Raw genomic sequence first — 15,624 nt, 5'->3', positions numbered from 1 at the left:
CAAGGATGTGACGCACCGGCCGCGCGGGCGGTGCGTCACCCGAAGTGGAGGCTTACTTGAACAGACCGATTTCTGTCATGTAGGCGATGTGCGCCGCGAGAGCCTCCTGCGCCAGTTCTGATTTCTGGGCGTAGTCTTCCCACTGCTCCCGTGCGACGACACGCAGCTGGTCGCGATCTTCTTGCGCCCAGTCGATCACCTCGATGTCGTTGGTCGCATCGTCACGCTCGGCGATCTCGGCGTCCAGCTTCGACACCTCTGCGGCCATGGCGTACATCGCCTCGTACCACCATTCCCGCAGAGCGGTCTGGTCTTCCTCGGACAGGGCCTCCCACTTGGCGGTGTTCACAGTCAACTGCATCGACGGCATCGAATGGATGCCGGGATAGAGCGGGAAAGGCGCGACGTCCTGCAGGCCGGTGGCGTCGTTGTTTACGTAGGCAGAGGCATCCGCCGCATCCACGATGCCCTTTTCAAGCGCGCCGAAGACTTCGGAAAAGGGGATCGAAACGGGCGAAGCACCGGCTGCCGAGAACACGGCCGCGGCCAATCCCTCCGGTGAACGGATTTTCTTGCCCGCGAGGTCTTCGAAGGTGCGGATCGGGGTCCGGGCCACCAGAGCCTCGCGCGAGTAAGGACCACAAGCCACCACGGTGACTTCGCCGCCTGTCACGGCATCCGCCGCTTTCTGCATCATGGCCTCCCCGCCACCGTCCTTGCAGAAGCCCAGCATCTGTTCGGGCGTGTCGTATCCGGAGATCAGGTCGCCCATGATCGCATAGGCAGGTTCGAGCCCCGCGAAATAGTTCACCGAGGTGAAGTCGCCATCAAGAACACCGGCGGCCACCGCATCGAGCGTCTCTTTTGCAGGCACGACAGAGCCATTGGGCGTCAAAACGATCTGGATGCGTCCTTCGGTACGCTCATCGATTTTCGGCAGCCATGTCTCGGTAATGTACTGGGTCGAGAAATCGCCCGCGTTGAAAGAGGTCTGAATATTGAGGGTTTCGGCCTGCGCGCCGGATGCACAGCCCAAAGCGGTTGCGGCCAGCAAGGCAGCTTTCGAAAGTTTCATGATGTTCCTCCCATGGAATCGCGCAGAGCTCCCCCTGCTCAACAAATGTACTAATATATTAGTGTATCTTTGGCAATAACGTCTTATATGGTTGAATGCGTTGGCCGGTATCTCCGACAACGTCACTGAAAAACCGGGGGAATAATGTCTTCGCTGGCAGTCGTCACATTGGGAAAAGCGTCAAATCGTAACGGAAAGCTTCGCAAGAGCTCTGCCAGTCAGCAGATTCGGGACGCCCTGCGCGAACGCATCATCAAACTTGATCTCGCACCGGGCGAGAATTTGTCCCGCACCGAGATCGCGGACTTCTATGGGGTCAGCCAGACACCCGTGCGCGACGCGATGATGCGCCTCGAAGAGGAAGGACTGCTCTACATCTACCCTCAGTCGAAAACGGAAGTGTCGAAAATAGACATCGATAACGCACGGGAAACTCAATTTCTCCGGCTTTCGCTTGAAATACAAGTCACGCGCCAGCTGACGTCTGCGCGGAGCCGCGACCTCCTGGGGGCGGCCGAGAACGCGCTGGTCAGGCAGAAGCAGGCTTGGGAGTCGGGCGACCTGGAGCGCTTTGTTGTCGATGATCGAGCCTTTCACCGCGCCCTTTTCGAAGCAGCTGACGTACCCGATCTCTGGGATCTCGTCACCGAAAGGTCGGGCCACATCGACCGTCTCAGGAACCTGAACCTGCCCGATCCGGGCAAGGCGAGCGAGATCCTAGCGTACCATCGACGCATTCTCGATGCGATTGCGTCTGGCGACACGGCAACGGTTGAGTCCGAAGTTCGCGGTCACCTCACGGGCACGCTAGCGAGCGTTGAAAAAATCAAATCGCAGCATCCCGAGTTTTTCTGAAAGCAGACCTTTCGCTTCCCTGAAGGTTTTCGGATTTGCGCCGTAGTATGACACGGTTTCGGCGTTGCGGCGGCTGGCCACATTGATCACCTTCGAGGGAGAAAGCCACATAGGGCCTAGATTGCCGGTTTCTCATCTCACCGCCCAGGCTTGGCCGTGATCAACTCAAGAGGCCCTTCATGCGCGGATTGAGCACAATGATCTTAGCGGTCAGCTTGCGTCGGATCTTCGCGGTCCGTTCTCGCTGGGCTTGCGAAAAGGCGCGGACAATTTCGAGAACGGCCGTAGCCGCGGCATTGATCTCCGCGATCTCGGACACTCTCTGCTCTTGGGTCCTCCGGAGATGCCCCACGCTTACGCGGCGAAGGCATCGGTCACCGGAAGGGCGACATGATTTACGGGCACCCCGCGCGCGGCACCGGGGTCCCAAACAACGAATTATACATCGGCCAGCCCGTCTGGAACCGCCAACGCTACTCCAAGCATTCCTAGGCCGGACGCCGGTTCTCCAAGCCGAACTTTCCCGAAACTTGGCTCACCTCCGAAGAGCCTAACCAGCGAATCATCCCCTCCCCCCCCGTGGTAGGGGCAAGGCATGATCGACAGCTTCCGCAAGGAAGGCCGGTTCTCGAACGTGCTGATATCGCAGTTGAAAGTGTCAGACAGCGTTGTTTCGCAAATCAGGTTGGAGGATGAGTTTGCCCTTCCCACCTGAGTTCAGGCGACGGCTTCGATCTCGGCCCTGCCGAGGGCCCGGAAGGTGTTCATGAGTGCGATGCGGATGTCAGTTTCGACGGTTCGGCGTTCGGGGGCTCGTGACAGGATCCGCTCCCCAAGCGCTGCAGGCAGTTCATCCTGTCCCCTCCCCTGCTGCGAACATGGTATCGCGCCCATTTCTTCCGGAGCGCCCGGACCACGTGCCCGGTTGCACGCAGAATTCCGTTCCGCGCAATGATCGCGGGACAGTCTGCCTTCCAAGCGCGTTCGCTTAGACGGATGGGTCTGATCGCATGGCCCCCCTCGCTCTATGACACCGTTGCGTGTCATGGGCACCTTCGGCGGTGACGGTATCGATAGTTCGTCGGGCGGGATCTGGGACAACAATTCTCGCAGCAGCGGGCTGTCGCTCTGACGGCTGGACGTGAACTCGACAGCGCGGACGTCTCCCGTGCCTGCGTCCATGGCGAGATGCATCTTCCGCCACTGCCTGCGGCGCGAGGCTCCATGCTTGCGGATCAGCCACTCACCATCGGCACGGAACTTGATAAAGGTGCTATCCATTGCCCGGCAGTGCACTGCGAAGCAATGTCACGAGAGGGGATCAAAAGGTTCAGCGGCTGCCCGGAGGCGCGATACAGGATCTGCACCGCGAGCCGCACCTGGCGACGCCACAAGGTCGAAAATCTGGAACCGGCCAATCGCGCCGGGCCATAAGGATCAAGCTCTCGACAAGTCCCACCGTCTGGCGGAGCGGAAGTCCGAAAAGCCCGGGGCTTCGACCGTTCCAGGCTCCATTGATCCACTGGATCAATTCCGGAACGCCCTTCACGCTTGAGCGTCAGGCAGGTTTGGATCGCCGTATCCGAGAAGATTTCGGGTCCTCCCCGTTTGCCTGACTTCTCCACATGCCACACCATGTCCGGATCAAAAAAGACCGAGAGCGAGCCCCGTTGCCTGAGCGACGCGTTGTAGGTCGACCAGTTCGTCGTGCGGTAGCGTGTGGGGTGTGGACTTCGGCTTACGCCCGACCTAACCGTCAGGATTCGCTAAGGAAATCCCTCCCTCCGATTTGCCCAAAAACGTCATGATCGGCCCTCTGCTGCCCCTCCCATGGCAGCCCGTCACTGCGGGAGCCATCCACACAGGTTATTTGCGGAACCATGCAGCATGGCTTGGTGGGCGAAGGTCAGCAGGTTGCGAACAGTAAGCTGCCGTTCGATTATCCACGCCATCACTGCCGACGCCGGAGAGAACTGGAACAGCCTTCGACTTGCCTGATGACTGCCAACGGTGTCATCGGGCAGGACAGGTATGTTTGATCAAGTCGGTACGGTTCACTTTTCTGGTGCTCCAACCAACGTCTGCAAGATCTCCTGAACGTCGTCCAGCAATTCTGCCCAGCTGTTCTCATCGTCCAAGCCGTTAATCCGCATCAGAAACAGGCCCTCGACCGCCAAGAAGGCCACCCGGGCGGCGCGGGTTTCTGGGCCATCGCCGGACAGGCGTGCGAAGATCCCACGATACCAGTCACGGGTCTCCCGCATGTTGGCCGGGTCCTCCAGATAGCTGACCAGCAGCGCCGCCATCTTGGCGTTCAGCGCCTGCTGCGAGGCCCGTGTCGCCGCGATGTAGCGCCGCACGAAGCGTAACGGGTCCTCGGGCGGTGGGTCGCCCAGCAGTTCGTCGAACTGCGCGGTCCAGCGGTCAATCAGCGCACGCACGATCGCGTCCTTGCTGGCGAAGGAATATTGTACCCCGCCCTTGGACACACCCGCCGCCTGCGCCAGCGCGCTGATGGTCAGCGCAGCCCCGCCACGGCTGCGCACGATGCCCTCTGCCACGTTCAGCAGCCCGTCGCGGGTGATTTTCGCCGTCCGGCCCATCGCTTCCCTTCCCCATTGAAATCCATACGTATGTATTTAAATCAACTCCTGTCCAAAGAATCAACAGGCGCACCATGACCACCCCACATCCCAATCCCAAGCGCTGGCTGGTCCTGCTGGCAGTGATGCTGGCCTTCCTCCCGGTTGTGCTGGACATGACCATCCTGCATGTCGCGGTGCCCAGCCTGACGCAAGCACTGAGTGCCTCGTCGACGGAGGTGCTGTGGATCATCGACATCTACCCGCTGCTGATGGCGGGGTTGCTCGTGCCGATGGGCACGCTGTCGGACCGGGTCGGCAACCGACGAATCCTGCTGAGTGGGCTGGTCGTCTTCGCCGCTGCCTCGGCCTTCGCGGCCTTCGCGCAAAGCCCGGCCCAGCTGATCGCCGCGCGCGTGGTGCTGGCGCTTGGCGGGGCGATGATCATGCCCTGTGTGCTGGGACTGATCCGCAAAACCTTCGAGGATCCGGGTGAACGGGCCATGGCGCTCGGCCTCTGGGGGACAGTCGGTGCCGCGGGCGCTGCCATGGGTCCCGTGATCGGCGGCGCGCTCCTGGAGCATTTCTGGTGGGGCTCGGTCTTTCTCATCAACGTTCCCGTCATGCTGGTCGTGGCCCCGGCCTGCTTTCTGCTGCTGCCCCGGGCCGAGCGCATGACCCCCGGTCCCTGGCCCCTCGCCCAGGCGCTGCTGCTGATCGCAGGGATGATCGCGGTGGTCTACGGCATCAAGGCGGGATTTGGCGCCAAACATCCGCCCGTGGTGACAACAGCCTTGCTTGCCGGCGGGGCGGCCCTTCTTGCGATTTTCGTGCGCCAGCAGCTGCGCGCGGCGGCGCCGATGCTGGATCTGTCGCTCCTGTCGCGTCCCGCCATTGTGGCGGGGTTGATGATGGCGCTGGTGGCCTCCGGTGCGTTGGCCGGGGTCGAGCTGACCCTGGCGCAGGAGCTGCAATACGTTCTGGGCAAAACGCCGCTCGAGGCCGGACTGTTCATGGTGCCGATCATGGCGGCAGCGGCTGTGGGAGGACCGGTAGCGGGCTGGCTGTCCAATCGCTTTGGTCTGCGCCTGGTGGCGGCCCTGTCGCTCGCTATGGCGGCGCTGTCGCTGCTGTTTCTGGCGCATCAGGATTTTCACGCTCCCGGCTGGCATGTGCCCGCGACGCTTGCCCTGTTGGGACTTACGCTCAGCATCGGGCTGACCGCATCCTCGATCGCGATCATGGGCGCCGTCGAGGCAGAGAAAGGCGGCGCGGCAGGATCGCTGGAGGCGACCGGATACGAGCTGGGCACGGGCCTCGGCATCACCGTGTTCGGCGTCTTCATGGCCAGCACCTTCGCAGGCGCCATCGAAATTCCGGCAGATCTACCCTCCGATTTGGCGGACGCTGCATCCCGCAGCATCGGTGACGTCTACATTGTCGCCGCGGGGCTGTCGAAGGACCAAGGCGCGGCGCTGATTGCCGCCGGCAAGGCGGCCTTCAGCCAGACACATGCCGTTCTGCTGACCAGCGCGGCGGCCGTGATCATGGCACTGGCGGCGGCCGTGTGGATCGCGCTGTCAGGGTACCGCCAGTCCACCGATGCAATGCACCATTGACCTCCAGATTGAGAGTGAAAACCATGAAACTGATCGAAACCGACCGCCTCGTTCTTCGAAACTTCCGTCGCGAGGATGCCGGCGGACTGCTGGCTTACCTGAAATCCCCGGTTGCGAGCTGCTTTCTCTCGCTGACCCTCCGGGACACGGATGCCGCCTTGGCCGAGGCCGACCGGCGCGGTGCGGACGACGCCCAGATTGCCGTTTGCCTCAAGGACAGCAACCAGCTGATCGGCGATCTGTTCGCACATGCTGAGGGTGACACGGTCTCGGTTGGATGGAACTTCAATCCTGCGTTTTCGGGACAAGGTTATGCGTTTGAAGCTGCACGTGCGCTGTTTGCTGATCTGTTTGAGGCCCAAAACATTCGACGCCTCTATGCCTATGTCGAAGATCACAACCTACCGTCGCAGAAGCTCTGCGAGCGGTTGGGGATGCGACGGGAGGGGCTGTTTCTGGAATACATCTCCTTCCAGAACGATGATACCGGCCGCCCTATCTACGAGAACACCTTGCAATACGCACTACTTAAACGGGAATGGAGCGCTTCCAGTAAGCGGCTGGCGAGAGGCGAGTGCAGGTAAGTTGTCCGGCAAGGGCAATGGCAGAACTTTATGGACTTATAGTGACAGGAGGCGGCGGTGGGCATTGGGGCCGACGGCCACATAGGACTTGACCTGCCCCCCGCGAAATTCCTCACTTTAATGTAGAGCCTGCGCCAACTCTGAAGGCGCAGACACATGCGTAAGAGCTGTTTCACCGAGGTGCAGATAATCGGGATGATCAAGGAACAGGAGGCCGGGATGCCGACGGCCGAGGTGTGCCGCAGGCATGGCCTGAGCACCGCGACGTTCTACAAACTGAAGGCCAAGCATGGCGGCATGGATGTTTCCGAGGCCGCCAGGCTGAAGGCGCTGGAGGACGAGAATGCCAAGCTCAAGCGTCTGTTGGCGGACACCATGCTGGACAATGTCGTCTTGAAAGACCTGCTGGGAAAGAGCTGACGACATTGACGATGCGGCGAGACGCTGCGCTCCGGGTGATGCGGGATCACGACCTCTCGCAGCGCCGGGCGTGCAGACTGGTCGGTGTCGATCCCAAGACAGTCCGGCGTGAACGCCCGCCGGACTGCGCCGAGATCCGCAAGGAGATGCAGGAGATCACCGGCACGCGGAGTCGGGTCGGGTATAGCCAGATCGGCGTGCTGCTGGAACGCAAGGGCATGACCATGAAACACAAGAAGCTCTACAGGATCTACCGCGAAGAAGGGCTGTCGGTGAGACGGCGGCGCGGCCGGAAGCGAGCGCGCGGCACGAGGGTGCCGATGCCGGTTGCCGCGCATCCCAACGCGCGTTGGTCATTGGACTTCGTATCCGATAGCTTCGACGCCTCATGGAAGTTCCGAATGCTGGCTGGGATCGACGATTGCACGCGGGAATGCCTGTGCCGTGTCGCGGACACCAGCCTGTCCGGCGCACGGGTTGCCCGGGAGTTCAGCGCCCTGATCCGGATCTACGGCAAGCCCGGCTGCATCGTCAGCGACAACCGCTGCCCGGCAGGCGATTTGCACAGAAAATCTGCCGATAGGGGCACCGAGTTCACTAGTCGGGCGATCCTGAAATGGGCCGGCGAGAACAAGGTGCCGTGGCACTACATCGATCCCGGCAAGCCGCAGCAGAACGCGTTCATCGAAGGCTTCAGCGGCAGCCTGCGGGACGAGTTGCTCAACGAGGAAATCTTCGACAGCCTGGACGACACACGGCGCAAGCTGGCCCTCTGGCGCTACGACTACAATGCGGTCAGACCGCATTCCTTGCTTAAGACCCTGACGTCGCAGCAAGCGCGCCGGACGCTTGAGCAATTTGAGGGCTCCGCGCCCGGCGCGCTTGCGCCAGATGCAGGACCAAAATACCAAAATCCAAACTGCAGACTCTCGTTATGAATGAGGAACCAGCAGGGGGCAGGTCAGGCTCATACCGGACTTGCGGCGCTGCAGCGGTCGATGCAGAGCACCTCAGAGCCCTTCGTCACTCTCGGCCCAGAGCTGACTTCGCGCTTTATCGATGGCGTATGCACCAAAATCTTCGAAGGCGCCGTTCACCATGCTCGCGAATTACGCTGGATAACATGTTAAGTTCTAGGGAAGCCGCTTATTCCAAGAAGTGGCCGCCATGTCAGACCTTGTTTGACATCTATGCGGACTGGCTGAAAAGCAGTGCGGGCTCATCCCGCTCCGCGACATTCTCAAACTCCGCCACGACTTCGCCGAGCAGATTGGTAGCAGCTGTCAAGGCAGTTGTTGCTGCGGATGTTTCTTCGAACATGGCTGCATTCTGCTGCGTAAGCCGATCAAGCTCCCCCATGGTGAGCTTCAAATCCGCGATCCCCTGCGAATGGGTTGCAACAGTAGACGCGATTTTCTCCATGGAGGCGGATGCGGTCCGCGCGGTGTCGAGGACTTTGCGCAGGACGGCACCGGCTTTGTCGACGAGTTCCGAACCCGCTTGAACCTGTCGGGCGCTGTCGTTGATCAGGGCGCTGATTTCCTGCGCCGCAACCGAGGATCGACCGGCAAGTGCGCGCACTTCTGACGCGACAACCGCAAATCCCTGGCCGGCCGTCCCTGCACGCGCAGCCTCCACGCCGGCGTTGAGCGCCAGGAGGTTGGTTTGCAATGCCACGTCCTCGATCAGAACGACGGCCGATTGGATCCGATTTGAGCTACTTTTGATCTGCTCCATTGCCTCGAGGGCACCATCGACCACTTTCATGCCATTCTCGGCATCGTTTCTCGTATCGGCTGTCGTCAGAGCGGTCTGGCTCGCATCCTCTGGCGCGGAGGCCATGGCTTCGCTGATCTTGTCGATGCGAGAGGTCACACTCCCCAGTGCATTCGCCTGATCCTCTGTTCGCTTGGCGAGGTTCTCGGATGCCGACGCAATGTTCCTTGTGTCCGTCTTGATCGAGTCCGCGTTTCCCTGGACGCTTGCCATGGCGACAGACAACGAGTTTACCGCAGTGTTGAATTCGGTTCGCAGGGTTTCGAACTGCTCCGGAAAGTCCGTCTCGATCCGCGTTGTGAGATCTCCTGCCGCCAATTTGGCCAATGCCCTGCTGAACTGATCCATGACATTGGACTGTTCCGCTTCCTTTCTGGTCAGGTTCAACTCCAGTTCCCGGGAGCTCATCAGAGCATCGGACAGTCTTTCAGTCTCCTGCTCGATCTGGCTACGCTGGCCGAGTTGCGTCCGCAGAAGGAAATACAGGCCCGCAGTTTCGGCTACCCAGACGGTACCATGAAGCGTCAGGCGACCCAGGTCGATCAGAAAGCCGCCGCTTGGATAGATCAGCGTCGGCAGAAGAAAGGTCAGTATCGCATGGTGGAGCACGACGATCCCTGACGCGGCAAGGAGCGCTTTCTGGTCTTGCAGGATAACCAACACGGCCAGAACGGCGAAATAGATGAGTGTCGAGCTGCCACGAGTTCCCGGCCAGCGCCGCGGTCAGCAGTGGCAACTGTCCCATCGCGCCTAGCGAGACCGCCATCCGCCCGGTACCTCCACCACGCCGCTGAAGGCTGAACGTGACAGCGGCAATTGCCATGGAGATCGCGAGATAAGGCCAGGGTGCCAAGCCAGCCAGCCAAGCGCCGATCCCAGGAACGGGCACCATCAGAAGGCTGAGGTATCCAATCAAGCGCAGGCCTTTAGCTTGGGCAACTTCCAAAGACGAGGGCGTGTTTGTCATTCTAAACTCCGCATAGCTGCGCTGCGATTGTACCATCGATTACCAACCATGCGCCTTCGGCGCGCAGGCGTTCTGGAAAGCTATCAGGTTGAGTGGCTGCAACAGCGAGAAGGGCGAGTGGGGCGCGCGTCGGGCCGATGGAATGTCCGCCCGCACGGCGCAGGATCTCCGGCAGGCCGTTCATCGGCCCGATAACGAGAAAAGCGGTTTCTGCTTGATCCGGCCGACCTGTCAGAGCCAAGACAGGGGCCACGATCAGTGGCCCCAGAATCAAAAACATCATAGTGGCAGCGACACGCATCTCGGATTCCCGATAGACTCAAACCATGCTGTGGAGATACAGGCGAGACTTTACTTTGCTGTTAAGCCTTCCCCGCAAAAACCAATTTAGCGATCCGGTCGCGGTTTTCTTCATTCAACTTGTCGGAGTTGAGTCAAAGGGACTGCCCAAGAATTGTTGGCAACGCAGACAAACGACTTCACGCGACGCAGCGGCTGGACGGGCGATACTTGCTCGCGCACGACTGCAAATAAACCCAGCCTGGCCGATCGCGCCGTCAGCATACCGGGTTGAGAGAGCGCCGAGGGCATCGGTGCTTGCGATACATTGCTGGAATTCCGTGTCGGCCAGACGGGCGCCGCCGGCCTCGATACCCGATTGAACGTCCGCTCAAATATGGAGTTCGAGTTTTTCTTTAAGGTTCGAGAGCGACCGCTTCTCCAATTGGATGTCTGGATCAAGCGCGTCTTCCTTCTTTATGCGATCGTTGATCGCTTATCCGGGTCACCCCTCTCTTCGCAGTCAGTCTTGGCCTTCGAATGGCACCGCTGCATGGATGCGTCGGAACGGTTGTGGAGAGCCCTGCTTCCCGACGCGCTTTATTTTGCGCAGCAAACAATTTGGACTTCACCCACAGACCTCGTCCGAATTGGACGATCCCACCAGGTCGATTGGGGGGCTTTTGGTTCATGCCCTGCCTCTCGCCTTTCCCTGATAGAGTTCTGTGCCGTCGAGCCCCATACGATGCAGTAAGACAACCAGCTTGCGTGCGACAGCGACTAAGGCGCGACGGCGACCTTTGATGCGCATCCATCCCAGGCCATGGAATTTGATCTGCGACCCTGCCATGGTCACCATCGTATTGGCCGCGGCATACAGCATTGCACGAACCTCTCCGTCCTCTGCCTGTGATATTCGGCCGGGGTTGCCCGTGTTCACCTGACTGATCTCTCTTCGCGACTTGAGACCAAAATGCGCTGCGGCAGTGCGGGATTTTTTGAGTCGATTGGGGGTCTGCTTTCCATCGCGCCGGGGCTTGAGGATCATGCCCGGGTAAGGGCAAGACGGGCGGCGAGGAGAACGAAGGCTCCGGCAAAGCCGCGCTTCAGCCATGCCATCACGGCGGGACGCGTGGCGACATAGTGCCGGACCTGTGCGGCCAACACGCCATAGCCCACGAAGACGACAAAGGTCATGGCCATGAAGACCACACTGTGTCCCAGCATCCGCGCGACCGGCGCCGCGGTCCCGGCGGGCACGAATTGCGGCAGGAAGGCGAGGAAGAAGATCGCGAGCTTGGGGTTGAGGATATTGAGTGCGAACCCCGCGAGCGCCACGCGCGGCAACGGCTGGGCCGCGCCTTCGGGTGCGATCTCCAGCGCGCCTTTTTCTCTCAGTACAGACCAGGCCATCCAGAGCAAGTATAGGGCACCGAGGATCTTGAAAACCTCAAATGCCATCGCGCTGGTCTTCAGCAGCGCTGCGAGCCCAAAGATCGCGGCAAGCATCGCGGGGAGGATCCCGAGCGTGCAGCCTGCGGCAGCGATGACGCTCGCCCGCGCACCTTGCGAAAGCCCGATGGCGAGGGTGTAGAGAACACCCGTGCCAGGCGCGAGAACCACGATCATCGAGGTCAGAAGGAAGGCGGGATCCATGGCTCAGGCTTCCTTTTCTGGAGAAAATTCGAAAACGGTGTCAGGCTGATCGAGCACCATTTTCTGCGTCACGGTCGCCAAGGGCGGCAGTGCCTCGGGCTGCTCGGTTCCACCCGAGAAGGCCGGATATCCCTCGTGACCTTCTGCTGCGCGCACTGTCAGATCGCCCGTGATCCGGTCGAGGTCGAAGACCGCCACTGGCGTGGCTAAGGCAAGCTGAGCGACATTGCACCGGTCGATGAGCGGATGAATTGCGGACAGCCTCCCCTCCTTGCGAAACTGCAAGATCGCCTCGGCGGCGCAGCGATATTTCATCGGCTTCAAGGCCATCGGCACACAGGCGGCGCGCCAAGTTGTAATCTCGGGGACGTTCGCCTCGCTAGCCTCAATTCGTTGGGCGGCGGCGTCGTGCTGGATGATCGCGATAGCCGGCGTAGCATCGGCACCAGCATCGACCGCGCGCTGCGCGATCACGGTCGTCGCGCGTCCGGGGAAGATCGTTCGCATCTGGAAAGAATAGGAAAAGTGCATCGGGTCCTCGCCATGGGTTCTAGGATGCTTGCGAGATAGCGCATCGCAGTGCCGGCGGGCTTGAAGAATATTGCCCTTCAGGCGCGGGTCGCAGAGCGGAAGCGGCCCGGTGGCAGGCCAAACTGGCGAGCGAAGGCGCGGGTCAGGTGGCTCTGGTCGGCGAACCCCGCCGCCAGAGCAGCTTCGGCGATCGGCAGGCCCGTGGCGATTTCCTCCCGCGCGCGTTTCACCCGGTGCTGGGTCAGGTAGGCATGAGGCGTGGTGCCCACCTCACGGGCGAAGCGACGCAGGAAGCCATAGCGGCTCATCCCCGCCTCGTCCGCGAAATCGCTCAGCGACAAGGGCGCCTCCCAATCCTGAGCGATCATGTCAAGCACACGCGCGACCGGCCCGGTCGGCACAGGCCCGCACCGGTGCCCCGCGATGGGCAGTGCTTCGCCTGCAAGGGCGCGGATCGCGGCAAGCAGCGCCTCCTCGATCTGCACGGGATCGGGCCTTTCCTCCACCACCGCCGCGAAGGCCCCCGCCACTGCGATCCGGGTTGCGGGATGGGAGAGGACCGGATCGTGCCATTCCACAGTCTCAGCCGCCACATCCCCAAAGCGGGCCAGCGCCGCAGGCGTCAGGAACAGCATCCGCCAGTGGCGCGGCGCGCCGGGTTGGCCCCGCCCATCGTGGATTTCCGCCGGATTAACCGTGATCACGTCGCCTGGTCCAGCCTCGACGAGCCCGCGCCCGCTCCAGCTTTCCTGACCGCCCGCGACGAGATAGCCGAAGCCGAATTCGTCATGGCTGTGGCACGGAAAGCTGCGGTCCGAGCAGAGTGCCAAGGCCTCGATGCCGTCAGAGGTGATTTGATGATGCAGTGCGCTGTGCATTGTCTCAAAGTAGTGGTTACGCATCTCTTGAAAAGGGACCGAAGGCCCGACAACGAAGAATGTCTCAACGCCTCCTGGCAATCGACTTGGAAGTGTCCGCTATCACGCCCATTCTGCCGCCAGGACCGGGTGCGACGTTCGCCAAACTGGGCTCGGACCGGACCTTAGCTGAACCTGCAAGTACGATCGAGATTTTTGCCGCAGATAAAGGTCGGGAGTGCGGACCTTGAGTCTTACAACGATAGTTTCCTTTGAAGTCGACGCAGCATATTTCTGACAATCACCTTGTGAGCTATGCCCACCGGTATCATGTAAGCTGTGCCAAACAAATTATGCACGGTCACAGAGGATGTGATGGAGATCTCATTTCCTTGTGACGACACGCAGGTCATCACATCAAGATGCCGATCTCGTTCCGTCAGAACCAACGTGTCGTCGTCGCTGTGTTCGACCAAGAAGAAGTCCAGGTAGTCTCCTCCGCTGACAGTATCTGTCGAAGTGCCTGAGAACCCGCCAATGGACTTCACGCCAAACTTTCTCGAAACAGCATCGCGTACCTTGAATGCAATTTTCAAAAGAGGCTGCGGGTCTTCCGTGATCAGGTTCCACGCCTGCAAAGGCGAGATTTCGCGCGCCAAGCTCACAGTTTGACTGTCAAAATAGTCGAGTGTTTCCAGGGGAGCCAAGATTCGCATGTAACTGCCTGCCATGCTGATAATCAGAGCAGCTTAGCCACGCAGCAGCATTTTGCAATATGGGCTCGTTCCGTGTCTTCACTGCGCTGCAGGGCCAAGCGCTTGATCGCTCTTGCGTGGCGTCGCTGCCGGGCGTGATCGGACCTCGGGGGGATGGCAATACCGCGGTGCAGTTTCACCGAAGCGGACGCTACGACCACATGCAGCATCCGCTGAGAGGCCAAGGTCGGCTATGTGGACACGCCAGTCTTCACCGCCCGGTAGCGTTTGCTAGACGCGATGGGCGAATACGGTCATCTCGACCGGATCAAGTACGTCCGACACCGCAGAAACATCGCCCCCCTCCCCCGCAGTGGCGAGAGGTAGGGCATGCGTCCGAGATCTGCCGCATCGGCCAGAACGCGGCCCCGCCAAGCGCCGGGCGGGCACCACACGTTCGTGGCGTTTGCCGATGAGAAAGAGGATGGCGTGGAGCGATGAAACTGATTGCCCTTACCCTCGAGACAAGGACCCCACCATGATCGCAGTCGCCTTGATGAGCCCGCCGCGCAGGGCCGGCATATTGATGCCAAGCGACGCTGCTCCGTCCATGCCGAAAGTGAACGTATCGAGGCCGCGCCGGTGACAGAGGCCTAGGCCCACCCTCGGAAAGGGAGACCAGAGCGCATGACCTCGCGTACTCACACCGAACGCCCGAAAGGTTGCCCATCAGCAAGAACATGATCCCGCACGCCTGCTCGGCGTTGGCGGAGCAGGCGATGGTGAAAGCGGTCAGCGCGTTGAACATCTGCGAGGCGACGATGCCCGCTAGGATGATCGCGACTGCGGCCTGTGTGGCACGGTCGCCGCCCGCGCCTCCGCTTACGGCATGGGCCAAGACCACGACATACCCGAAGACGAGGAGCGCGCCGGTCGAGACCCCCGCAAACAGGCCCACGAGATAAGAATCGGCACGCTGGTTGCGTAGCAGTGCCTGCAACCCAACGCCCGTCAGCGCGAGCGCCGCGCCACTACAGGCGGTGACGATGGCCCAGGGAAGGCGATAGCTCCAAGTGATGCCCATGTCGATCCGACCAAGAAATACGCGGCGCCCCAAAGGTGATTGGCCAAAATCTGCAGGACCGTGACGAAAGGCAAACGAGTCTCTCCGCCGGCAGTCCCGGCCAGCATGGTAAGACCGAGGACGAGTGGCGCGGCATAGAGACCATGGTCGTTCGAACGACATCTCCAAAAGCGCCCTGCACAGCGTCTCCATCCCGTAGACGGACCACACCGTCGCGCTTATCGCGTGCGCGTCCCTCTCAATGATCCGCCCCTTCCAAACGGCCGTCATCTGGCTAGCCACTGGCCGATTGAGCAGAAATTCAAGCTTTTCCTCCACATCGTCCGCGGCAAAGCGGCGGCGGTCCATGTAGGCGATGACGACAAGATCGGATTCAGCGAGGGCGATGGTCTCCCAGCCGACCGTCGGCGCCTCCATATCCGAGTCGATGTTCCATTCATATTGCACGGCGACCAGGCCGAGCTTCTTCGCGACGACCCTCTCGAATCCCGGGGGCGTTATTGGCAATCCACTCGATTGGACCTGTCGCGCTTTCGTGCCGCCCCTGGTGCTCGTTTAGGCCACCTTCCGCTCGAACGCGACAGGGCTTTTCCAGCCCAACGCTGAGTGTCGGCGTCGCGGATTGTAGAAGCCGTTGATGTATT

General features: G+C 60.9%; 15 protein-coding genes and 1 pseudogene. 4 read left to right on the top strand and 12 right to left on the bottom strand.

Features of this window, described 5'->3' with window-relative positions; genetic code table 11:
* Window positions 1-52 precede the first annotated feature (52 nt).
* Window positions 53-1,075, bottom strand: a complete 1,023-nt coding sequence (dctP, locus tag J4E08_RS00075; protein ID WP_349536770.1) for a TRAP transporter substrate-binding protein DctP — start codon at window positions 1,073-1,075, stop codon at window positions 53-55.
* A gap of 144 nt (window positions 1,076-1,219) precedes the next feature.
* On the opposite strand from dctP, the gene J4E08_RS00070 reads away from it, so the two are divergent.
* A complete protein-coding gene (locus J4E08_RS00070) occupies window positions 1,220-1,930 on the top strand; it encodes a GntR family transcriptional regulator (protein WP_349536769.1) in 711 nt (236 codons plus the stop codon).
* Window positions 1,931-2,090: 160 nt separating this feature from the next.
* Here the strand turns inward: J4E08_RS00070 and J4E08_RS00065 are convergent, their stop codons facing one another.
* The 3 genes and pseudogenes from J4E08_RS00065 to J4E08_RS00055 all read right to left on the bottom strand — a co-directional run bounded on the left by J4E08_RS00065 (window position 2,091) and on the right by J4E08_RS00055 (window position 4,533).
* A complete protein-coding gene (locus J4E08_RS00065; RefSeq protein WP_349536768.1) occupies window positions 2,091-2,249 on the bottom strand; it encodes a hypothetical protein in 159 nt (52 codons plus the stop codon).
* 398 nt (window positions 2,250-2,647) lie between these two features.
* A pseudogene (locus J4E08_RS00060) lies at window positions 2,648-3,690 on the bottom strand (IS5 family transposase).
* A 294-nt stretch (window positions 3,691-3,984) separates the two neighbouring features.
* Window positions 3,985-4,533 (bottom strand): TetR/AcrR family transcriptional regulator, encoded by a 549-nt coding sequence (locus J4E08_RS00055; protein ID WP_349536767.1) that lies wholly within the window; start codon window positions 4,531-4,533, stop codon window positions 3,985-3,987.
* Window positions 4,534-4,607: 74 nt separating this feature from the next.
* Between J4E08_RS00055 and J4E08_RS00050 the strand changes: the two genes are divergently transcribed.
* The 3 genes from J4E08_RS00050 (at window position 4,608) to J4E08_RS00040 (ending at window position 8,073) form a co-directional block, all read left to right on the top strand.
* On the top strand, window positions 4,608-6,131 hold the full coding sequence (locus tag J4E08_RS00050; RefSeq protein WP_349536766.1) for an MFS transporter: 1,524 nt from the start codon (window positions 4,608-4,610) through the stop codon (window positions 6,129-6,131).
* A gap of 23 nt (window positions 6,132-6,154) precedes the next feature.
* A complete protein-coding gene (locus J4E08_RS00045; protein ID WP_349536765.1) occupies window positions 6,155-6,715 on the top strand; it encodes a GNAT family N-acetyltransferase in 561 nt (186 codons plus the stop codon).
* A gap of 156 nt (window positions 6,716-6,871) precedes the next feature.
* Window positions 6,872-8,073, top strand: a protein-coding gene (locus J4E08_RS00040) for an IS3 family transposase (protein ID WP_349536764.1) whose coding sequence is annotated in 2 segments (ribosomal slippage) — window positions 6,872-7,121 and window positions 7,121-8,073 — 1,203 coding nt in all. Because the reading frame shifts where the segments join, the coding sequence is not laid out codon by codon here.
* A gap of 250 nt (window positions 8,074-8,323) precedes the next feature.
* Here the strand turns inward: J4E08_RS00040 and J4E08_RS00035 are convergent.
* The 8 genes from J4E08_RS00035 to J4E08_RS24445 form a co-directional block, all read right to left on the bottom strand.
* Window positions 8,324-9,574, bottom strand: coding sequence for a methyl-accepting chemotaxis protein (locus J4E08_RS00035; RefSeq protein ID WP_349536763.1), 1,251 nt, complete (start codon window positions 9,572-9,574; stop codon window positions 8,324-8,326).
* A gap of 305 nt (window positions 9,575-9,879) precedes the next feature.
* Window positions 9,880-10,161: a hypothetical protein gene (locus J4E08_RS00030; protein ID WP_349536762.1), complete on the bottom strand. Its 282-nt coding sequence runs from the start codon at window positions 10,159-10,161 to the stop codon at window positions 9,880-9,882.
* A gap of 684 nt (window positions 10,162-10,845) precedes the next feature.
* On the bottom strand, window positions 10,846-11,205 hold the full coding sequence (locus J4E08_RS00025; RefSeq protein WP_349536761.1) for a hypothetical protein: 360 nt from the start codon (window positions 11,203-11,205) through the stop codon (window positions 10,846-10,848).
* On the bottom strand, window positions 11,202-11,813 hold the full coding sequence (locus J4E08_RS00020) for a LysE family translocator (RefSeq protein ID WP_349536760.1): 612 nt from the start codon (window positions 11,811-11,813) through the stop codon (window positions 11,202-11,204). Before J4E08_RS00020 ends, J4E08_RS00025 begins: the two co-directional genes overlap by 4 nt.
* 3 nt (window positions 11,814-11,816) lie before the next feature.
* On the bottom strand, window positions 11,817-12,344 hold the full coding sequence (locus J4E08_RS00015; RefSeq protein WP_349536759.1) for a phenylalanine--tRNA ligase beta subunit-related protein: 528 nt from the start codon (window positions 12,342-12,344) through the stop codon (window positions 11,817-11,819).
* 77 nt (window positions 12,345-12,421) lie between these two features.
* Window positions 12,422-13,222, bottom strand: a complete 801-nt coding sequence (locus J4E08_RS00010) for an AraC family transcriptional regulator (protein WP_349536758.1) — start codon at window positions 13,220-13,222, stop codon at window positions 12,422-12,424.
* Between the two features lie 233 nt (window positions 13,223-13,455).
* The gene (locus tag J4E08_RS00005) at window positions 13,456-13,917 is read right to left on the bottom strand and encodes a DUF2867 domain-containing protein (protein ID WP_349536757.1); all 462 of its coding nucleotides are present in this window, start codon (window positions 13,915-13,917) and stop codon (window positions 13,456-13,458) included.
* Window positions 13,918-14,224: 307 nt separating this feature from the next.
* Window positions 14,225-14,980: an iron chelate uptake ABC transporter family permease subunit gene (locus tag J4E08_RS24445; protein ID WP_502949236.1), complete on the bottom strand. Its 756-nt coding sequence runs from the start codon at window positions 14,978-14,980 to the stop codon at window positions 14,225-14,227.
* Window positions 14,981-15,624: the final 644 nt, after the last annotated feature.

The organism is Sagittula sp. NFXS13 (assembly GCF_040148795.1).
Classification (GTDB): Bacteria; Pseudomonadota; Alphaproteobacteria; order Rhodobacterales; family Rhodobacteraceae; genus Sagittula; species Sagittula marina.
Note: the sequence above shows the minus strand (reverse complement) of the source record. Positions and strands in the feature narration are given on the sequence as shown.